The following is a 21241-nucleotide window of genomic DNA, read 5'->3' on the forward strand; positions in this document are numbered from 1 at the left end:
TGTATGAAGGCACTTAAACTAGTCAACGAAACCGCCGACCATGTTAAATTGGTCGATATGCCTGAGCCCACACCCGGAAAAGGCGAAGTATTGATAAAGATGCAGGCAGCTGCCCTGAATCATCGGGATCAGTGGTGCAGGGAGGGAAAATACCCCAATATCAAATTTGACGTGGTGCTGGGCTCCGATGGTTGTGGGGTGGTTGAGCAGCTCGGCCCTGATACTGACGAAACCTGGAAGGGCAAGTCGGTGATTATTAACCCCAATATCAACTGGGGAAGCAATCCAGAGGTGCAATCTGCTCAGTATCGGATTCTTGGGATGCCGGACAATGGCACACTGGCGGAATATGTGGTGGTGCCCGTTGATCGGTTGTTTGAAAAGCCAACGCATTTAACTCCAGAACAAGCTTCGGCGCTGCCTTTGTGTGGGCTAACCGCTTATCGGGCGCTTTTTACTCGTGGTAAGCTAAAAAGAGGGCAAAATGTGCTGGTGTCTGGTGCGGGTGGTGGAGTGGCTGTTTATGCGTTGATGTTTGCGAAATTGGCAGGTGCCAATGTATATGTCACTTCCGGCAGCAAAAGCAAAATTACGCAGGCAGTAGCCCTTGGTGCGGTGGAGGGCTTTGATTACAACAACGAAAAGTGGGCGCAAACAGCGCTGAAATCTTCCGGTGGATTTGATCTGATTGTGGACAGCACTGGTGGACAAATGGTTAACCAATACCTCAGAGTATTAAAGCATGGAGGCCGGGTAGTTATTTATGGTGCCAGTTCAGGAATCCCCAAAACACTTGATGTGTTCAGGATCTTCTGGAATCAGCTAACTATTCAAGGCTCCACCATGGGCAATGATCAGGAGTTCGAGCAAATGGTTGATTATGTGAACAGAACTCAAATGCTTCCTGTGGTTGATTCTGTCCGACCATTTTCTGATGTGGTGGCGGCCTTTGACAAAATGAAGCAAAGGAAGCAATTCGGAAAGCTGGTTGTTACGTTCTGATTTACAAACCTTCTTCGATTTGAAAGTTCATATAGGCATTTTGCAGTTCTGACAGTGCTTTGGTTGCCTTTTGAGTTTTGGCCAGGTTGATGCCATTTTCGAAAGTTGCTGTGGCCTGTTCCGTAAGCCCCATTTCCCAAAACAAGTGGGCCGCCTGATAATAGGTAGCTAAATAGTCGGGGTGTGCCTCCAATAACTGATCAAAATATTCTTTGGCTTTCACGGGAGAATCAGTTCTATATTCTGTGGCAAGCGCATATAACAAAAAAGGGTCTTGTGGTGTTTCTTTAAGGAAAATTAACAGCTTTTCTATCCTTTCGTTACCCATGTTCACTCGTTTTTATTTTTACCCCAATTGGTTAACTTCACGACGAAATTAGTGTTTATACAATTAAGCAACATCAACTCATTTAAGGAATTGGCAAGCCTCTCATTTTGCGCCAGAAAATGGTAGACCGCTCGTAAATTTCAAAGCGCCTGCGAGGCACTAGCCGAAGCCTGAATAATAAAACCAGATATGAAGATATTAGTCTGCATTACCCACGTACCCGACACCACTTCAAAGATTGCTTTCACAGACGGCAACACCAAGTTTGACAGCAATGGAGTACAGTATATCATTGGCCCCTACGATGACTATGCGTTGGCGAGGGCAGTTGAACTGAAAGAACAAACAGGGGGAACCATCACTGTTTTAAACGTAGGTACTGCTGAAACCGAGCCTACGCTTCGCAAAGCGTTGGCAATAGGGGCGGACGAAGCCATCAGGGTGAATGTGGCTCCGGCTGATTCATTTTTTGTTGCGGCCCAAATTGCTGAAGTTGCTAAAGCTGAGAGCTTTGACCTGATCCTGATGGGAAGAGAATCTATTGACTTTAACGGGGGCATGGTGCACGGGATGGTAGGCGAACTGCTTGGCATTCCTTCGATATCGCCGGTAATGAAGCTGGATGTGGAGGGTAGCAAGGTAAAAATGACACGAGAAATAGAAGGCGGAAAGGAATTGCTTGAGGCAGAGTTGCCTCTGGTAGCAGGTTGCCAGGAGCCTATTGCCGAATGGAAGATACCGAATATGAGAGGAATTATGTCGGCCCGAACCAAACCACTGAAGGTAGTTGAACCTTCAGCGGTTGACGGTCTCACAGTGACTGAAAACTACGAGCTGCCGCCTGCAAAAGGCCAGGTGAAGATGATAGACAAGGACAATGTAGGAGAGCTTGTCAGGCTTTTGAAAGAAGAAGCAAAAGTGATTTAATTGTTTATTAACCCGAAAAGAAATTAGATATGGCAATATTAGTTTTTGTAGAAACTGCCGATAAAAAGATAAAGAAATCCTCACTTGAGGCTGTGAGTTATGCTGCGGCTATGGGCGGCGATGTCGTTGCAGTGGTGTTGGGCCAGGTGGAAGGTGGCGAGCTGGAGAAAATTGGAACAAGCGGCGGCACCAAAGTGCTTCACGCCGACGATGCCAAACTGAACGAAGGCGTAATTCAGGCCTATGCAAGTGTACTGGCCGAGGCTGTGGGCAAAGCTGGGGCCGATACTGTTGTGTTAGCTAAGTCGTCGCTGGGTGATGCTGTAGCCGCCAGGTTATCGGTAAAGATAGGGGCAGGCCTGGTTTCCAACGTCGTGGCGCTTCCTCAGGGCAATAAGGTAAAACGCAGCATCTATACAGGCAAGGCCTTTGCCAATGTTGAGCTAAAGGGCAGCAAAAAGATCATTGCCATAAAGAAGAATGCAGTTCCGCTAAAAACTGATGGTGGTGCCGCTGTAGTAGAAAAATTCGCCCCTTCTCTTAGTGATGCCGACTTCAAGGCAAAGATTACTTCGCAGGAAAAGGCCAAAGGCAAGGTGCTTTTGCCGGAGGCCGACATAGTAGTGTCGGGCGGAAGAGGCTTGAAGGGGCCTGAAAACTGGGGTATGGTAGAGGAGCTGGCCGATGCACTTGGAGCAGCTACGGGGTGCAGTAAACCGGTGTCTGACATGGACTGGAGACCTCACCATGAGCACGTTGGACAAACGGGTGTGAAAGTAAGTCCATCTTTGTATATTGCTATAGGCATTTCAGGCGCTATTCAACATCTTGCAGGAGTTAATTCGTCAAAGTATATTGTGGTGATCAATAAAGATCCTGAGGCTCCCTTCTTCAAAGCGGCTGATTATGGTATAGCTGCCGATGCATTTGAGGTAGTTCCAAAACTAACTGAAGCTATTAAAGCGTTAAACAACTGATTTTTTGTGGATAAATTAAAGCTGGAAATTTTAGGTCTTTCTTCAAGCCAGTCGCAATCTGGCTCTTTTGCGCTTGTTTTAGGTGAGGTTGGTGGAAACAGAAGGTTGCCCATTATCATTGGCATGTTTGAAGCTCAGGCAATTGCTATTGAAATTGAGAAAATTGTGCCCAATAGGCCAATGACACATGACTTGTTTAAGTCTTTTGCTCATAATTTCAATTTCACAATAAAGGAGATAATCATATCCGACCTGAAGGAAGGCGTTTTCTTCGGGAAAATAGTTTGCTCAGATGGGTTCAGAGAAGTAGAAATAGATGCCAGGCCGTCGGATGCCATTGCTATCGGACTACGTTTTGGTGTCGAGATTTTCACCTATGAAGCGATACTGGCTGAGGCTGGCATAGTGCTGGGTGAGGAAGATGAAGAGGAAACTGATGAGGCACCAAAGGCTAAGGCATCCGCTTCCAAGGCTAATCCTAAAGGGTTCATGGACAAACTGAAAGACTTTTCTATGGACAAGCTTCAGGAGTTGCTGACGGAAATGCTTGGCAAAGAGGACTATGAAAAGGCTGCAAAGATCAGGGATGAGATGAATAAGAGAAATTGATTATTATTCAAAATATTGGAATAGCGGTCACCCAATAAATGGGTGACTTTTTTATTTTTGGCAGGTTTGCCATAACAACTACTGAATGGACTATCTGAGAGGCCTGATCGGAATTCTGCTTATTGCCGCATTTGCTTTCCTTTTTTCAAACAATCGAAAAGCCATCGACTGGAAACTCGTGGGGATTGGCATCTCCCTTCAGATAGTATTTGGCCTGTTAATCACCAAAGTTGCCTGGGTGGCGCACCTGTTCAATGGTGTTAGCGGTGCCTTTGTCACCTTCTTAAGCTTTTCTGACGACGGTGCTCGCTTTCTCTTTGGTGACCTGGCTGGCGACACCTTCGGTGTCATATTTGCCTTTAAGGTGCTGCCCACCATTATCTTCTTTTCCACTGTTTCGGCTGGTCTTTATTACCTGGGCATTTTGCAAAAGATTGTTTTTGGGATTGCCTGGATCATGTCACGAACGATGAGACTGTCTGGTTCTGAGGCGCTGTCAGCGGCTGGCAACATCTTTCTTGGACAAACAGAGGCTCCGTTGCTGGTGCGTCCATTTGTACCAAAAATGACAAAGTCGGAGCTGATGTGTCTGATGACTGGAGGTATGGCGACGATAGCTGGAGGAGTGCTGGCTGGCTACGTGGCGTTCCTTGGCGGGAATGACCCGGTGATGCAAACCAAGTTTGCTGCGTATTTGCTTAGTGCTTCCATCATGAACGCCCCCGCTGCCATTGTTATTTCTAAAATCATAATTCCCGAAGTGGAACCTGAGAAGATTGACAGAAAGCTGAAGGTGAACCAGGAGTCTCTGGGGGTTAACCTGATTGATGCGCTGTCGAATGGAGCTTCTGAAGGGCTGAAGCTTGCTTTAAACGTCGGTGGGATGCTCCTTGCGTTCATCGCTGTGATTGCGGCTATCAATTACTTTCTATCCAATGTGGTAGGCGATATTACCGGACTAAATGCTATAATTTCTTCAAGCACCGACGGTCGCTTTACCGGATTTTCGCTGGAATATATCCTTGGCCAGGTTTTTAGAATTTTTGCCTTTGTAATGGGCGTAGACTGGAACGAGACGCTGGCAGTGGGAAGCTTACTTGGACAGAAAACAGTTATCAACGAATTCGTTGCCTACCTGGGCTTGTCGGAGATGAAAACCGCCGGTTTACTTTCCCCAAAAGCGATTGTCATTTCCACCTATGCGCTCTGCGGTTTTTCTAACTTTTCAAGTATTGCTATCCAGGTGGGGGGCATAGGTGGAATGGCCCCTAACCAGCAGGGTAACTTATCCAAACTAGGAATGAGAGCACTTCTTGCGGCCACGCTGGCTTGCATGATGACCGGCACTATCGCCGGTGCCCTGGTGGTTTATTAATCCGTAAAACTTATTTCATATTGAGGGCTGTTGGCTGATCGAAATTTTCCGGTACTTCACGGAAAATTTAACAATCATCGTTCGCTGAAATGACCGTGAACAGTTTTTCACTCTATCAACTTTCATACAGATCTGATACGTTCTATGATCAGGAGGGATTTTTGTTCGATACCCGACAATATAGCCTATTCAAATACGGCTGCCACGAGAGTGCCCAGGCGTATGCAAGCCAAATCGCAGCGCAACTTCTACTCGACTATGGACATTGGCAAAATGAACAAGTGATTGTGTGTGCCTCGGCTTACAAAGTAGCACCCACCGCCGCAGAGGCCATTGCTCAATTGGTGTATGAAGCTCTTCAAACCTACTTTCCCTTCCTTCAAAAAGTAAAGGTTGGAAGAGAAACCGTATTCCCTAATGATTACGGATCGATGTCGGCGGCAGACAGGTTCTCACTCATGGATAGGAATGTCCTTACAATTGATGATCATCTTTTCAGAAAGAAGAAATTGATTTTGGTAGACGACCTCCGGGTAACAGGGGCTCATGAAAGAAAGATGACAGACACGATAGCGGGGGTAGTAGACGAAGTAGTCTTTGCTTACGTAGGCTCCCTGCAAGGAGACTTCCCGGCGTCGGTAGAGTTTGACATCAACAACACATCAATTGCTTCAGTTAATGATATTCTTACAATCATCGGAAAAGACATTTTTCACATCAACGCCCGGGTGTGTAAATATGTGCTGTCTTATCAAAACCTGGTTGAACTTAGAACTTTTCTTCTTGAGATACCGCCAGCGGTTTTGACTCGCCTGGATGAATGTATCTGCGGCGACGGCTACCATGTTATGCCTGAATACGAAACAAATTATCTTCTGCTAAGAGATGTTTTGGATCGCAAGCCCGCCCTGCTTTCATTGGCAGTTTAACAGAAGGTTTGGGTCGGGACAATTTTTTTCAAAGAGGGCTCTGTCGGATACGGCTGCAACTCCCGGAAAATCTCCAACTTTCCCCATCAAGTCAGTGATCAGTTGAAAGTGCAGGTGCGGCGGCCAGTTGCCATTTTCTTCGTTGTCGCCCAGTGTAGCAAATCTTGATCCTCGCTGGATTTGTTCACCGATAGATAACCTGATTAATGACGACCGGCTCAAATGGCCATAGAGTGTGTAGAAGACATGGCCATCCAGCAGGTGTTTCAAAATGATCGTGGGTCCGTAATTGGCGAAGCCGATATTGTCAGCAAAGCTCTCAACGAAGCCATCCAGCGGGCAATAAAGAGCGGTGCCAGCAGGTGCCCAAAGGTCAATGCCGAGATGAAGGCTCCTGGGCTCACCTTGCCCGTCGAAGTGTTTACTTCTCCGGTATATTTCCCTGTGCTCCATATATCCACCCCAACCGATTTTTCCATCCAGCTGGTCTTCCATCCATTCGGTGAACACCGCTGTGTTGTTGACATCGACAGCCATCAACTCCTTGTTGTAGCTGGACATGTCTACCTTTTTCAGGTTGGAGGTGTCGTGTACGCCTTTCATTACCTCATGAAAGCTGGATTTATGTTTTGAAAGAATTTCTTTGAGTTGCATAAAAAAGCCCTTTTGATTTAAAAAGGGCTTAAAATTACATTTTTTAGTGTTAACTATCGTTGGGTTTAGGAGCCCCTTCGAGGATTTCCCTGTTGGCAAAGCTCTCATACTTTTTGAAATTATCGACAAAGGCTCTTGCCAGCTCATTGGCCTTTTTATAATACCTCTCATCATCATTCCATGTCTGCCTTGGGCTAAGCACCTGGTAGGGTACTCCGGCGCATTCCAGAGGAATGAGGGTGCCAAATATACTATGGGGCTTGTAAGCCACATGGTCGAGGTTGCCTTCAAGTGCCGCCGAAATCATCGCTCTTGTGTATTTGAGCTTCATGCGTTCCCCAACGCCGAAGGGGCCGCCTGTCCAACCTGTATTTACCAACCAAATATTGACCTGGTGCTTATCCATTTTTTCTCCAAGCATTTCTGCATAGGCTGTAGGGTGCAAGGGCATGAACGGAGCACCAAAACATGCCGAGAATACCATTTGTGGTTCGGTGACGCCCGTCTCAGTACCAGCAACCTTTGCCGTATACCCTGAGATGAAATGATACATAGCCTGTCCTTTAGTAAGCCTGGAAATAGGAGGTAACACACCAAAAGCATCAGCTGTTAAGAAAAATATATTCTTCGGAATACCTCCAATGGAAGGGGAAACAGCACTTTTTATGTGACTAATAGGATAGGCTGTTCGGGTGTTCTGCGTGACCGTTTTGTCCGTGTAGTCAACTTCGTGCGTGCCGGGAAAGAACCTGGTGTTCTCTACAATGGCACCAAACGATATGGCATCCCATATCTCGGGCTCTTCGTCCCGGGTTAAATTAATGACTTTAGCGTAGCATCCGCCTTCAAAATTGAAAACTGTCTTGTCTGTCCAGCCATGCTCGTCATCGCCAATCAACATCCTTTCAGGATCAGCTGAGAGGGTGGTTTTGCCTGTGCCGGACAGGCCGAAAAAGATAGCTGTGTCTCCTTCTTTGCCAATATTGGCGCTACAGTGCATCGACAGCACGTGGTGGTCGTGTGGCAGCAGGTAATTCAAAACTGAGAAAACACCTTTTTTCATTTCCCCGGCGTACGCTGTGCCGCCTATCAGAATCACTTTTTTGCTCATGTTGAGGATGGCAAAGTTTTCCTGCCTGACACCATCAGTTTTGGGGTCGGCTTTGAATTCCGGGATACAAATGATGGTGAAATTGGGAGCAAAGTTTTTGAGTTCATCCTTTGTTGGGCGAAGGAACATGTTGTGGCAGAATAGATTTTGCCAAGCAAGGGTATTCACGATTCGCAGATTTAGTTGGTAGTCTTTGTCGGCTCCTGCGTAAGCGTCCCTTATGTAAACCTTCTTTCCTTCCAGAAAGGTGACCATCTTATAATATAGCTTCTCGAAATGGGCTTCTGAGATAGGGATGTTGATGTCTCCCCACCAGACCGTCTTCTCCGTTTTTTCGTCTTTCACAATAAACCTATCCTTCGGAGACCTACCTGTAAACTGGCCTGTGTCGCACATAAACGCTCCAGTACTGGTGAGGTGACCTTCCTGATTCGACAGTGCTTCCTCAATCAACTCGGCCGGGCTGAGGTTCCATTTTAGTTCTTTAGCCGTGCGTTGGAGTTTTTCCATCGGCGACCCGGAATGTGGCTCCCATGTAAAAACTTCAGGGGCTTTTGAGATTACATCTTGCATAAGGAATTTTTGGGTTATATGTTGTATTCAATGTAACTAGCTCTTCAGTCAAAAATGTTGACGATTGTCAGCTCGGCAACAGATTATTTGCAGGTTTTGTATGTAGGCAATATTTTCATTACTTGCGTTAATTTTACCCACCGAAAACGATTGCAATTTAGGTTTTTTACCTCGAGAAAAAGAAGAAGCATATGTCAAATAATGATTCTGCGAGTACCGCAACGCCACAAATGTTTGGCCATCCTAAAGGGTTATTTTATCTGTTTTTTGCTGAGCTATGGGAGCGTTTTAGCTTTTATGGCATGCGGGCGTTGCTGACGCTCTACATGGTCAATAAGTTGTTCGAAGCGTTTGCAGACAGAGATACCCGTTCGATTATTATTTATGCTTCCTACGGAAGTCTGGTCTATGCAAGTACCGTGCTTGGCGGTAGGGTGTCAGATGCTCTTTTAGGTAACAGAAAGTCGATTATTCTTGGCGGGATCATGATGTCAATCGGCCATTTCGTTTTGGCCATCGACAATCAGGCAACTTTTTTTGCTGGCCTTGCTTTAATCATCATCGGCACGGGATATTTCAAGTCAAATATCTCAACTTTTGTGGGCACGCTTTATGAAAAAAATGATCCGAGACAGGATGGCGGTTTTACCATCTTCTACATGGGGATCAATATCGGCGCCTTCACAGCGCCGCTGCTGTGTGCGTGGCTTGCAAGCGCCTATGGCTGGCACTATGGTTTTGGTGCGGCAGGCGTGGGGATGGTGTTAGGGCTTGTTACATTTGTCTATGGCTCCCGAAGCGGAGTGTTCGGTGATAGGGGATACCCCTTGCAACCAGAAAAACTAGAAAAAAAGTGGGCAGGGTTGAAGGTCGGTGTTTGGGTGCCTCTTTTGTCATTTGCTGCCGTTCCTGTGATCACACTCATGATCTCCGACTACACTATTTACACCATTGGGAACATTTTTGAAGGGTCAATAGTAAGACTCTTCTTTTATGTGCTGTTGGTTGTGATCATCGGATACCTGGTTTGGGTAAGTATTAAGCTTCCAAAGGAGGAATGGCAGAAGCTGGTCGTGGCTGTTTTCCTCACCATGTTTATGTCTTTCTTTTGGGGCTTTCATGAATTATCGGGCAGCATCATTACATTGTTTGCCGCCAGAAATGTGAACCTGGTGTGGATGGATGCAGCCGGTACCAACTCACTGAATCCATTCTTTATAGTTGTGTTTTCAATGGTGATGCCGGTTGTGTGGATGTGGCTTTCGAAAAAAGGAAAGAACCCAAGAACGCCCTATAAATTTGCCATGGGGCTTGCCCAGCTAGGCGTCGGTTTTTTCATTATCAGCTTGAGTAAGAGTTTTGCGGATGACAACGGATTCGTTCCTTTTATCTTTCTTGTCGTCATGTACCTGTTCATTTCTACAGGAGAACTCTTCATGTCGCCCGTTGGTCTTTCAAAAATAACCAGCCTTTCACCTCTCAAAATCAAGTCGTTTATGATGGGTGTTTGGTTTATGTCATCCGCTTTTGCCTTCCAGATCGGCGGGATTGTTGGAGAGTACCTTGCCATTGAATCGAGCCAGTCGGCCGATCAGGTGGGAGGCTGGGACACGCTTGATGTGTACCTCAACGGCTTCGAAAAGATCGCCTACGTGTCATTTGGCTTTGCGCTGCTGGTGGTGGTGCTGAGCCCCTGGCTGAAGAAATGGATGAAAGAAGTTCACTAGTGGTGAACCTGCTGCCGGGCATTGTCTTCAGCTTCTATTTTGTCGATGTATTTCTCTCTTACAGATGAGATAGTGACGAGAATTGGGAGGATAAAGAAAAAAAGAAGCACCCACATAAGGTATGCGTTGTCTTTCTCCGTGGTTACCTGCACGGGTTCTCCATACGAAATAAGTTCCGCCCAGTTGTGAGGGTGGGCCGACAGCTTGTCAGCGGTAGACAAGTACTCAAGTTTGGCATCCCTCAGCGCTTGAAGTGTGTTGTTTCCCAGAGACAGCTTTTTGAAGAAGCTGCCTATAATATTTTTGCTGTGCTCGTCGTGGGCTTCCCAGAGGCCTAAAACCACCGTGCCACTGCCGGCAGACAGGAAAGCTCTCACCATACTAATAACCGCCTCGCCGTGCGGTATCAGCCCCATGCCTGTCTCTGTCGAAGTTAATACAATGACATTGCCTGACAGGTCAAGATTATAAATCTCGTGGCTATAAAGGTTTCGTTCGATATTAGTGGTTTTTCCCGGGTTGAATATTAGCTTGGGGTAGTCAATCGCATCACCGTGAATCAACAGATAGAGAATTTCAAATCGGGGAGCTATTCTGATGAAGGCATCTTTTGTTGCCTGCTCACCCCGAAATGTCAAGCCCTCAAAATAGAGCCTGGAGTTTTTGATTTCCTGCATGATGTAGCTGGAGGTTGTGTCGCTGGTGTTGTATCTGCTTTTCAATGCAAAAGAGGTCAATTGGGAATTGTGTTTTGGCAATGCCGGAGGGTGATCGAGAAGCATTTCAGCCGAAGTAATATACGAGATCGAGGTATATTTGACGAGATAGGGCAAAGTGTTATAGCCTGTTGGATTGGAAGGCACTTCTACTAGCAGCGTCTCGAAGGGGATCAATTTAATGAGCCCGTCAGGAGCCAAAACAATCGTTTTTTCGCTTGGTAGGTTTGGAAGCAATGGTGCTACGATCTCATTATACAGAATGTTCGAGCTTTCAATAAAGTCAACCATTTCATCCTGGGAAAATTCGGATGGTGTGATCCAAAAATGCGACAGGAATCGTTGTATTTTGGCTTCAAACTCAGGATTTACTTCATTTTCAATGAACATGCTGGATGAGTCACTTACGCTGAGTCCATACACGTGACGAACTCCATAAAAATATTCGATTAGGTGAATGTTAGAATGGTTGTGGAAGTCCATGAAGGTAACATCATCGAACAGTGAATACTCTGTGCTACTGTTCTTCATATAATTTTGCGCTTTTGCCCTCCAACTCACCATTTTGCCAAAGCTTTCAATCAATAAATCCTCTCTGGTTACTCTTTCAACATCGTTGATGGCGAGCTCCAGTTCGTCAATACGATCCAATATTTCTTGGTTGAGATCGGCGAAAGTTGACTCCAGTGAATCGGGAAGTCCTGCTTTGTTGAGGAACATAGCCTCGGCAGCTTCCTTTCGAATGCGTATGAGCTTGTCATTTTCTATGAGCTGCAACGCTTTTGTCCAGTATAACTTCTCTCTGGTTCGCTCGTAGAGCTGATACGACGCACCAAGTGCATATTCAGTCAAGAGATGAAAGCTAGCTATTCTGTCGAGGACTACCCGCTCCTCCGGGCCGTAGGGTGAGTTGTATCTCGTATACGCCAGTGTCGCTTCCAGCATGCTCAAGCCATTGGTCAGTCTTTCTGTCGAAACATACTCCTCACTCACGATGGCAATGGCAATTTTTTCCATAGCAGCCATAACTCGTGGTAGTAAATGTGCTGAGATTTGTGCTTCGCTTACTTTTTCAGCCAAATTGTCAATGGTAAGACCTCCATCAATTGTTTTCAAACTTCGGGTGTAAAAGTGGAAAGCCGAATCGGGCAAATTGGCGGCGAAAAAGTAGTCGGCCCTGGCTATAAGTGCTTTGAAAACTTCCGGACTTGAAGGGGCAGAATTTGCTATATGATATTTGAGGTACGCAGAGCTAAGCTTGTTAGCCTGTAATAGGTCTCCTTGCTTGAGGTAAAGAGCGGCAAGCCTGTATTGCGTTTCCAGTCTGGTATTGATGTCGTCTGATGACGTTAGCGAGCTTAAGCGTTCTTCTATCAAAATTGCCGAATCGAACGAGTGTGTAGCCTCATAGGCCATCGACAGAGTGGGGTAGTAGTAGGTCTTATTGTAAGTTTGATCTTCGGGACTATAGTTTTTACGGAGATCAATAGCCCGGGTCAGGTGCTTGATGGCATCTTCAGGTTCGTTCAACCCAATATAGAGGGTCGCCATCAGGTAATTCAGATCGGCAATAAAATCATAATGTACAGACGCTTCCAACGAGTCCATGAGATGAAGGGCTTCCTGACTGTAATCAATGGCCTTTTCTTTTTCATTCAATTCATTGGCAGTCTCCGCCATTGCAAAGCTCGTACGAGCTTCAATGATTGGCATGTTAACTTTACCTTCTTCCGATAGGGAGACGGCTTTGTTGTAGTAATAGACAGCCGCTAAATCGTTGTTGACAGTGTTTCTGTAAAAATTGCCAAGCTCAACCCAGCTGAGGAATTTGAGCTTGTTGTCATTTATCTCTTCTGCCAAAAATGCAGCGTTCCTAAAGCTTTGCAGCGCAGAGTCTTTTTGGTTGGAATCACTGTAATACCTTCCCCAAAAGAGCAAGTTTTCACTTCTGAGGTTTTTATGTTCTGTATTGGAGGGAAGTTGCGCCCTGGCCTCGGTTAACCGGTCTTTGCTTTTAGTTTTTAAGTCAAGTTCCCTATACAAGTCTGCACTCTCGTTAAGCGCTCTCAGCCGATTCATATGGCTGCTGGTGAAGTCGGTCAACACAAATTCCCAATACTCCAGCGCCAGCTCAAACTGATTCATCTGCTTCAGCGAATCTGCCTTTAGCATCTGAAGTTCTATTTCAGTTAGCACTTTCGTTGTGTCCTTTTTGGGGCCTGTTGTTGCCTTTGCCTGAAAGCAGGTAAATGCTATTGCAATGAGGGTGATTAGCTTGGCTCTCATAAGAAGAATTCAGGTAGAAAGGTAGCCAGAATAGCGAAGGTGAGCAAGTAAGACTAGTTCTAAATCAGGTATTGCAGCAAGCAGGAGGTTTCCCCCTGACTGGATACTGAATAAGTGTCGTTTCGGGTCGGACTATTCTTCTTTGCGAACTGTAACTGTGCTTGTTGTCTGTTGATAGGCGCCAAAGATGCCGTAGCCATTCTTAACATTATTGTAGACAGGCACTGGCTCGGCAAATGGGTCTCCGTTAAGCGATTGCTGCAAGCCTGCCGTTTGCTTGTAAGTGTATAAATTGCGAGATATTTCTCTCAAGACGACAGTGACTTCTATCTCATCAACAGAGACTAGCTGGTATAATTGAATGCTGAAGTTGATTTTGACCCTTTTTCCATCCACAAGCGCATCAGAAAAAGCCCAAAAGCCACTGGAGTTGCGGTAAGTGTCTGCAAAAATCGGGTCTTCGCTCCTCAAATAATATTGAACAAGTAGTGTGTCGGTTATTACCGGTGGACTGACGCTCCTGTCGAATGTGAACTGTGGACCGTACAAGCCGATCTCATAATAGTTTTTATCATTGGGATCGTCAAATTCAATGGCCATAGTATACACTTCCTGGTTGTAGTATTCTTTTAAGTTTTTCGAAAACGATACACTATGTATTGTGATATTGGAACTGGGGATAGTGTCGGTAGCTTGAACGGTCTTATAGTTATCTTTCGACGCTTCTATAGTGTATGTGTGCCCCTTTAAAGGTTTTAATGTGCCCTTGTAGCCATCTTCGCTATTCTGCACGAGGGTTTCCACAAGAATCTCACCCTCATAGATATTGACAGTTGCGTCTGGTATCAATGAAAACTCATTATTGCTCAGGATATTTTGGCTCGCAGTAAGTTGCACCTGAAAAGTGCTGTCGGGGTTGATAGTGCTATGAACTGTGATGGAAGCGGGTTTAATAGGAATATCCACATCAACCACAACTTCACACGATATCGCACAAACTGCGAGTAGGACGAATAAATATCTCATAGTTTAAAATTCAAAGTTGTAACGAACAGATGGGATAATCGGGAACAAGCTGTACTGCTTAAACTTTTTGTTGCCACTTCTATCGTAGCCAATGTCCATAAAGAAAGGGTTGGCACGGCTGTAGGCATTGTATGCACCAAAAGACCAGGTTTGCTGCCCCCACTTTTTTTTCTTTGTCTTACTTACACTCACATCGAGGCGGTGGTAAGCCCTCATTCTATAGTTATTCCGTGATGGGTAATACAGTAGCTCATCGTAGAAATAATAGGTTGGCCTACCAGGCCCGGCGTTGTACGATTGCCCCCGGCCTGCATACCTTTCTTCAGGTAAACTCACAGCATTGCCGGTGCCATACACCCAGGTAGCACTGAACTCAAAGTCGTCCCGAAGTTTATAAATACCAACGAGGCTCACGTCGTGGCGCCGGTCGTATTTGTAGGGGTAGGTTTTTCCAAAATTCAAGTCTGGGAAGGTTCTTTCCGTTCTTGAAAGCGTATAACCTATCCACCCGGAGAACCTTCCGGTCTTTTTCTGGATAAGCAATTCTGTACCATAACTTACTCCATTGCCTGTCGATACTTTGTCTTGCCAGTCTTTCTGAGGGTCCAGGTAGCTGGCACCTTCGCTGTACTCGATCAGGTTGGTCATGTCCTTGTAGTATGCCTCAATGCTCACCTCATAGGTTTTGGTGATGTTTTTAGCCACACCTATGGCCACCTGAGAGGAGTATTGAGGCTTGATGTTTTTGGTGGCAGGCACCCACAGGTCTGTGGGCAGCCCTATGCTGCTGTTGGTGAGCAGGTGAATGAACTGTGCCATGGTGGCATAAGAAGCTTTAATAGCCAGGCCGTTGTCGAACAAATAGCGGGCGTTGATCCGGGGTTGCGCTTTCTGATACCAGATATTATTGACATTGAAGGCGGAAAAATGAACTCCCGCATTGACCCTGATCGCTTTGGAAATAGTCCAGTCATCTTCAAAGTAGGTGGCCAGCTCAAGTCCTCTGGTTTTGGTGGAGCCCAGCGTGGTGTCTGCATCGTTGGAGGCAGTGTAGGCCAGAATGCCGGGATTAAAGGTGTGATGAATAGCGCTGGCTCCCGCTCTCAACTGATGATCGACGTGAGGGGTGAACTCAAAGTCTGTTTTAAGGGCCAGGTCTTGGATGCCTGAAAAATACCGGGTAGCACCGCTGTCTTCGGTAGTTTCGGTGGGGGTGGTTGTTTTGTTATAGTATTCCTGGAAGATGTCGAACTGGTACTTGCTGTAGGTGGCCGTCACATTACTGAATATCTTGGGACTGAAAACATGGTTCCATCTGAAGGCCGAAGTGATATTGCCCCACTTGAGACCAAACTCATCTTTGTAGTCGTACCTCGTATTGTCCGACACATAAAAGTCTTTGCTTCTGGCGTAGGCTTTATCGTCACCTGTGTAGGTGCTGAGGTAAATCCTGTCACGGTCGGAGAAGGTGTAGTTGACCTTGGCGTTGAGGTCGTAAAAAAAGTAGCCGGCAGTTTCATCGCCATCAGTGTTCGCTTTAATAAGGGGCCTTGCCAGAATGTCGATATAGGTTCTTCGGGCCGAAACGATGAATGAGGATTTTTCTTTTTTCAGCGGGCCTTCCAGCGTAAGCTTTGACGAAATAAGACCAATAGAGCCGGTGCCTTTTAATTCTCTGTTGTTACCCTCTTTCATCGAAATGTCAATCACGGAGGATAGCCTGCCTCCATATCTGGCAGGAAACCCACCTTTTATTACTTCCACGTTGTTGATGGCATCCGCATTAAAAACGGAGAAGAAACCGAACAGGTGAGAGGCATTGTAAACCGGCACGCCATCAAGAAGGATAAGGTTTTGATCAGGGCCGCCACCACGCACATACAAACCACTGCTGCCTTCGGAACCGGACTGAATGCCGGGCATGAGCTGCAATGCTTTAAAAATGTCGACCTCGCCAGCCAGGGCAGGGAGCGATTTGATCTGGTCTACCGGTATGCCAATTTTACTCATCTGAGGCATGTCGACGAGGTCTTCTTCGGCAGTCACCACTATCTCATCAAGCATGCTTTGTGGAACCAGCCGGATGGAGAGCTCCACATTGCCCTTGAGAGTGATGAGCGTATCTATCGGCAAATAGCCGACGTATGAAAAAACCAGGTGAACTTCTGAGTAGGAGAGTGGCAGCGTGTAGTAGCCGAAATGATTGGTGGTGGTACCCTTCAAAGTGCTTTTGTCAAAAACATTGGCACCAATCAGGCTTTCGCCTGTTTCACGGTCTCTTACGTAACCTGAAATAGTGTTCGATTGAGCAAAGATGATACTTGTAACACATAAAAGGCTAAAAAGTAGCAGGTATCTCATGGTAAAAAAGTAGGTTGACGTTAGGTAACGTTGAAAAATGACACAAATTATACAAGATAAGTTGTGAAAACCTATGCGGTTGACGTTTCGACCAGCGGAAAAAAAGAAAGGCGCTGAATTTCAGCGCCTTTGCAAATATATGAATGTTGATGAATGATTACATCATTCCGCCCATTCCTCCGCCACCTGGCATTGGAGGCATGCCCTTCTCATCTTCTGGGTTTTCAGCTACTACAGCTTCGGTAGTAAGCAGAAGAGCAGCGATAGAAGCAGCATTTTCAAGGGCAAGGCGAGTTACTTTGGTTGGGTCAATTACACCAGCCTTGAACATGTTTTCGAACGTGTCAGTGGCAGCATTGTAACCGAAGTCATTTTTGCCTTCTCTGATTTTCTGAACGATCACTGAACCTTCGCCACCAGCGTTTTCAACGATGGTTCTCAAAGGAGACTCCAAAGCTACACGAATGATGTTCACACCAATCGCCTGGTCTTCGTTGTCAGTTTTTAGTTTGTCAAGAGATTCGATGGCACGGATAAGTGCAACGCCACCACCAGCTACTACGCCTTCCTGAACGGCGGCTCTTGTAGCGTGAAGAGCGTCATCTACTCTGTCTTTCTTCTCTTTCATTTCCACTTCAGTGGCAGCACCAATGTAAAGGATAGCTACACCACCAGAAAGCTTAGCAAGTCTTTCCTGAAGTTTCTCTTTGTCGTAGTCAGAAGTAGTAGCTTCAATCTGCGCCTTGATCTGGTTCACACGACCTTTGATGTCGGCAGCAGTACCAGCACCATTAACAATAGTAGTATTGTCTTTGTCGATGTTGATTTTTTCTGCTCTTCCAAGTGAGTCAAGTGTAGCGTTTTCAAGCTTATAGCCTCTTTCTTCAGAGATTACAGTACCACCGGTAAGGATAGCAATGTCTTCCAACATCGCTTTTCTACGGTCACCGAAGCCAGGAGCTTTTACAGCAGCCACTTTCAGCGCACCACGGATTTTGTTTACTACAAGTGTAGCCAATGCTTCGCCGTCTACATCTTCAGAGATGATAACAAGTGGCTTGCCTGTTTGAGCAGTTGCTTCAAGTACTGGAAGCAATTCCTTCATGCTGCTGATCTTCTTGTCGTAGATCAGGATGTAAGGGTTCTCAAGGTCGGCTTCCATTTTCTCCGTGTTGGTCACGAAGTATGGAGAAAGGTAACCACGGTCAAACTGCATACCTTCTACAGTTCTTACTTCAGTTTCCGTTCCTTTGGCTTCTTCAACAGTGATCACACCGTCTTTACCTACTTTGTCCATTGCATCGGCAATCATTTTACCGATCTCAGCATCTCCATTAGCAGAGATACCAGCTACCTGAGCAATTTCGCTAGAGTTATTGATAGTTTTTGACTGGCCTCTAAGGTGGGTAACAACCGCAGATACTGCTTTGTCGATGCCACGCTTAAGATCCATTGGGTTAGCACCAGCCGCAACGTTTTTGATACCTACTGTGAATATCGCCTGGGTAAGAACAGTCGCAGTGGTAGTACCGTCACCAGCAGCGTCAGCAGTTTTGGAAGCCACTTCCTTCACCAACTGAGCACCCATGTTTTCGATAGGGTCTTTCAATTCGATTTCTTTGGCTACTGACACACCGTCTTTCGTTACAGTAGGAGCACCAAATTTCTTGTCAAGAATGACGTTCCGACCTTTAGGTCCAAGCGTTACCTTCACTGCATTTGCAAGTGTGTCAACGCCCTTCTTCAGTTTGTTTCTTGCGTCGGTATTAAAGAAAATTTCCTTTGCCATAGTTTTCTGTGTTTTTACTCTTTACAGATAATTTTTTGTTGTCTAATTAGATAATGCCAAAAATGTCAGACTCTCTCATGATAAGGTAGTCTTTGCCATCAATGGCGATCTCAGTGCCAGAGTATTTGCCATATAGTACCTGATCACCAACTTTTACGTTGATAGGCTCATCTTTCTTGCCAGTGCCAATAGCCACGATCTGACCTTTTTGTGGCTTTTCTTTAGCAGTGTCGGGAATGATGATACCAGAAGCTGTTTTTTCTTCTGCAGGTGCTGGCTCCACCAGCACTCTGTCTGCTAATGGTTTGAAATTTACTTTTGACATATTGGTTTTGAATTTTAGTGGTTATTTAAATTCTATGTATCACCGCTTGCACATCTTGTGCCACTCACGTTTTGACTGCCAAGTCATGCCAATTTGAACCATTTTGTGCCTCAACTGTCAGTGTTGGCTTGAAAAGATGACAGGATGCCTGACAAATTTTCATTGCATGGCATAATCTCGGCAGGCAATGTCAGCCCGGGGCGAAAAAGTTGGCTTCATTTCTGCATCTACTTGACTCGTTGCTTCAAGCTTTTTATATTTTGATGTGTGATAAAAAAATCAATGAATATGGAACAATTGAAAGTAGATTGGTTAACCGATGGATTGATTGATTTTGAGTACAAGAAGTATGTGCTTTTGGCCTACCTCAAGAACGTCAGAGCAAATTTCGACGACAAAAAGCTCTATCCGTTTATGTCAGACATGGTTTTTCACTACCAAAACCTGATGACCATAAAGAGCAACAAGTCGTTGCTGTATGAAAACTTCCCTAAGTCCATCTCCAAAGCTGATTTTAGCAAGCTGAAGCTTACCTATCAAAAGCTGGTGGAGGACGACGACCTGATGCTTGAAATAGAGAGCATTGTGGAGTTTGCGATGCCAAAGTTTCAGAATGCGCTGGAGGTTGGGAAGGAAATTTATGAGTTTGTGGAGAATAATCTGGAGTTTGTGCCAGTGGGTGTTACGCCCATTTACACCAACGAAGGCTATTTGTTTTTGAGTCAGGATGTGAGCAGCGACGTGAACATATACCAGTATCAGCTCACTTTCTTTGAGCAGTCGAATGAGAAGTTCAGGGGGATCAATACTCAATTTCTGAAGAGAGAAGAAAGAACTCTTTCAAATACCTTCGAACACATCAAGCTCAAGCTGGTGAAGAAGTTTGCCAACTTGCCCAATCCGGCCACTTACGCCATTGTCAGCAAACAATTCTTCCCGCTGCCGGAAACACTACTTCCGATAGCCAAAAGGCTACTTGTGCGAAATATCAGCATCTCTTAAAAAAGAAAGCCCAGCCAACGCAAGTCGACTGGGCTTCTATTTTTTTTTTGGTGTTTTTTACTGCTGGGTAGTGTCAGTGTCCAGGTTTAAAGGAAGAGCCTCTTCTTCAGCGCCACCGTCCGTTGGCATACCAGGTATGATCGTTTTCTCCTGTGCCCTGTTAATGTTTGGACTATTTACTCCAGAATCTCTGGCTGTTGTGTCAAGGAAAAAGTTGGTAGATAGGCTCAAAACCATAATAGCTATAGCCAGTCCCCATGTTGCTTTTTCAAGAATGTCACCAGTTTTCTTCACACCCATTACCTGGCTGGCACCTGCTCCGCCAAACTGACTGGAAAGACCGCCACCTTTAGAATTTTGTGCCAATACTACTAATACAAGCAATAGTGCTGCGAGTATTGTTAAACCTATTATTACTGCTAACATGAAGGGTTATTTTTGTAAATCTGCAATACGAGCCGCAAAGTACGCCTTTTTCTCAGGAATTTTCAAAATTAATTTCTCATAAACCTCAACGGCTCTTTCATTTTTCCCTTGCTTGGTAAGAATGAGCGCCAGGTTTTCCGTCACCAACTCGTCTTTCAGCTTCTGTGAAGGCTCCGAGAGGTCTTTCGCATCTACTTTCTGGCTTTCCTGTGTTTGTGGCTTGATCGATGGGTTGGTCTTTATGAAAGCGTCAATGATGCTTGCCTGATCGTTTTTTTTTATTGGATTAGCAACCGCATCGGCCGTTGCTGTTTTTGAATTTGATGAGCCCGCTGCCTTAGTCTTAGCAGCTCCCGTTGGTTTTTGCTTTGCCTGCCCTGATGTGGCAGTTTTAGCTATTTTTTTTTTGGCAGCCGAAGCGTCCCTGGCGGAAGTTTTAACCGTTTTTTTTTGATTGGGTTTAGGTTTCGCCTGATTGCTGGTTGCTTTTTTTACTGCTTTGGCCTGGGCCTCTTCAAACTCTGCATCTTCAAGCTTTCTTTCCACTTCAAGGTAGTGCGACTTGGTCTTTTTTAATGCCTCCAGGTTGGCAAACACTTGCTTCAGAAGATCGTCGTGCTCGGAGTCGCTTAGGTGCTCATGTGAACTGTAGTCGGTGTCGGATGATGCAGGGTCTGGCTCGAAAGGCGGTTCCTCAACTTCCTCCTTTTGTGTTACTGTTGGCGCTGCCTCTGGAGGAGCCTGCGGTGCTTCTGAGGCAGGCTCTTCAACTACTTCGGAAGGTGCCTTCTCCTCCTGCGAAGCCTCGACCGGGGGAGACTCTACAACGGCGGTCTCCGGTTGGCTGATGTTGCCTGCTAGGAGCTCTTTCAGGTACATCCTGTCGGTTGCGTACAGCGCAGCTTTCACAACGCTTTTTTGAGTGTCGGGGGATGATTGGCTCTTGTTGCCAATCGCAACGAGGGTGTGGGCTCCCTGAAAATAGGGGTAGTCTGCAGCCATCTCCTCAATGTCTTTCAATTGACCGATCGTGATGGCTTTAGGATTGCGAATGATTTGCAGTACCTCTTTTTTGTTCACTGTAAATAGGTTTATGGC

18 protein-coding genes are annotated in these 21241 nt (G+C 45.8%); 8 read left to right on the forward strand and 10 right to left on the reverse strand.

The window, feature by feature from the left end:
- Positions 1-3: 3 nt before the first annotated feature.
- Entirely contained in the window at positions 4-1002 is a 999-nt protein-coding gene (locus tag RIF36_RS12545) for a zinc-binding dehydrogenase (RefSeq protein WP_151999933.1), read from the forward strand.
- A 1-nt stretch (position 1003) separates the two neighbouring features.
- On the opposite strand, the gene RIF36_RS12550 is transcribed toward RIF36_RS12545, so the two are convergent.
- Entirely contained in the window at positions 1004-1330 is a 327-nt protein-coding gene (locus tag RIF36_RS12550) for a tetratricopeptide repeat protein (protein WP_350123796.1), read from the reverse strand.
- Positions 1331-1519: 189 nt separating this feature from the next.
- Between RIF36_RS12550 and RIF36_RS12555 the strand changes: the two genes are divergently transcribed.
- The 5 genes from RIF36_RS12555 (at position 1520) to RIF36_RS12575 (ending at position 6147) form a co-directional block, all read left to right on the forward strand.
- A complete protein-coding gene (locus RIF36_RS12555) occupies positions 1520-2257 on the forward strand; it encodes an electron transfer flavoprotein subunit beta/FixA family protein (RefSeq protein WP_350090902.1) in 738 nt (245 codons plus the stop codon).
- Between the two features lie 29 nt (positions 2258-2286).
- A complete protein-coding gene (locus RIF36_RS12560; protein WP_350123798.1) occupies positions 2287-3234 on the forward strand; it encodes an electron transfer flavoprotein subunit alpha/FixB family protein in 948 nt (315 codons plus the stop codon).
- Between the two features lie 6 nt (positions 3235-3240).
- On the forward strand, positions 3241-3843 hold the full coding sequence (locus RIF36_RS12565) for a bifunctional nuclease family protein (RefSeq protein ID WP_151999937.1): 603 nt from the start codon (positions 3241-3243) through the stop codon (positions 3841-3843).
- Between the two features lie 85 nt (positions 3844-3928).
- Positions 3929-5218 (forward strand): NupC/NupG family nucleoside CNT transporter, encoded by a 1290-nt coding sequence (locus RIF36_RS12570; RefSeq protein WP_151999938.1) that lies wholly within the window; start codon positions 3929-3931, stop codon positions 5216-5218.
- An 89-nt stretch (positions 5219-5307) separates the two neighbouring features.
- Positions 5308-6147 (forward strand): phosphoribosyltransferase family protein, encoded by an 840-nt coding sequence (locus RIF36_RS12575; RefSeq protein ID WP_350090911.1) that lies wholly within the window; start codon positions 5308-5310, stop codon positions 6145-6147.
- On the opposite strand, the gene RIF36_RS12580 is transcribed toward RIF36_RS12575, so the two are convergent.
- The gene (locus RIF36_RS12580) at positions 6133-6801 is read right to left on the reverse strand and encodes a peptidoglycan DD-metalloendopeptidase family protein (RefSeq protein WP_350123801.1); all 669 of its coding nucleotides are present in this window, start codon (positions 6799-6801) and stop codon (positions 6133-6135) included. The genes RIF36_RS12575 and RIF36_RS12580 overlap by 15 nt on opposite strands.
- Before the next feature lie 49 nt (positions 6802-6850).
- Positions 6851-8422 (reverse strand): phosphoenolpyruvate carboxykinase (ATP), encoded by a 1572-nt coding sequence (gene pckA / locus RIF36_RS12585; protein ID WP_350123836.1) that lies wholly within the window; start codon positions 8420-8422, stop codon positions 6851-6853.
- A gap of 254 nt (positions 8423-8676) precedes the next feature.
- On the opposite strand from pckA, the gene RIF36_RS12590 reads away from it, so the two are divergent.
- Positions 8677-10212 carry a peptide MFS transporter gene (locus RIF36_RS12590; protein ID WP_350123804.1) on the forward strand — a complete coding sequence of 512 codons (1536 nt, stop codon included), beginning with the start codon at positions 8677-8679 and terminating at the stop codon, positions 10210-10212.
- On the opposite strand, the gene RIF36_RS12595 is transcribed toward RIF36_RS12590, so the two are convergent.
- The 5 genes from RIF36_RS12595 to RIF36_RS12615 form a co-directional block, all read right to left on the reverse strand.
- A complete protein-coding gene (locus RIF36_RS12595) occupies positions 10209-13214 on the reverse strand; it encodes a CHAT domain-containing protein (RefSeq protein WP_350123807.1) in 3006 nt (1001 codons plus the stop codon). The genes RIF36_RS12590 and RIF36_RS12595 overlap by 4 nt on opposite strands.
- Before the next feature lie 132 nt (positions 13215-13346).
- On the reverse strand, positions 13347-14240 hold the full coding sequence (locus RIF36_RS12600; RefSeq protein WP_350123810.1) for a DUF4249 domain-containing protein: 894 nt from the start codon (positions 14238-14240) through the stop codon (positions 13347-13349).
- A 3-nt stretch (positions 14241-14243) separates the two neighbouring features.
- Positions 14244-16601 carry a TonB-dependent receptor gene (locus RIF36_RS12605; protein WP_350123813.1) on the reverse strand — a complete coding sequence of 786 codons (2358 nt, stop codon included), beginning with the start codon at positions 16599-16601 and terminating at the stop codon, positions 14244-14246.
- Positions 16602-16758: 157 nt separating this feature from the next.
- Positions 16759-18390 (reverse strand): chaperonin GroEL, encoded by a 1632-nt coding sequence (gene groL / locus RIF36_RS12610; protein WP_151999944.1) that lies wholly within the window; start codon positions 18388-18390, stop codon positions 16759-16761.
- Positions 18391-18436: 46 nt separating this feature from the next.
- The gene (locus RIF36_RS12615; protein WP_151999945.1) at positions 18437-18715 is read right to left on the reverse strand and encodes a co-chaperone GroES; all 279 of its coding nucleotides are present in this window, start codon (positions 18713-18715) and stop codon (positions 18437-18439) included.
- Positions 18716-19003: 288 nt separating this feature from the next.
- Here RIF36_RS12615 and RIF36_RS12620 point away from each other — a divergent pair, with 288 nt between their 5' ends.
- A complete protein-coding gene (locus RIF36_RS12620) occupies positions 19004-19717 on the forward strand; it encodes a hypothetical protein (RefSeq protein WP_350069073.1) in 714 nt (237 codons plus the stop codon).
- Positions 19718-19774: 57 nt separating this feature from the next.
- Here RIF36_RS12620 and secG read toward each other — a convergent pair whose 3' ends face one another.
- Positions 19775-20143: a preprotein translocase subunit SecG gene (gene secG, locus RIF36_RS12625; protein ID WP_151999947.1), complete on the reverse strand. Its 369-nt coding sequence runs from the start codon at positions 20141-20143 to the stop codon at positions 19775-19777.
- A gap of 6 nt (positions 20144-20149) precedes the next feature.
- Complete coding sequence (locus tag RIF36_RS12630; RefSeq protein ID WP_350123816.1) at positions 20150-21223, reverse strand: DUF8458 domain-containing protein; 1074 nt, start codon at positions 21221-21223, stop codon at positions 20150-20152.
- Between the last annotated feature and the right edge of the window lie 18 nt (positions 21224-21241).

This window comes from Imperialibacter sp., assembly GCF_040222815.1.
GTDB lineage: Bacteria > Bacteroidota > Bacteroidia > Cytophagales > Cyclobacteriaceae > Imperialibacter.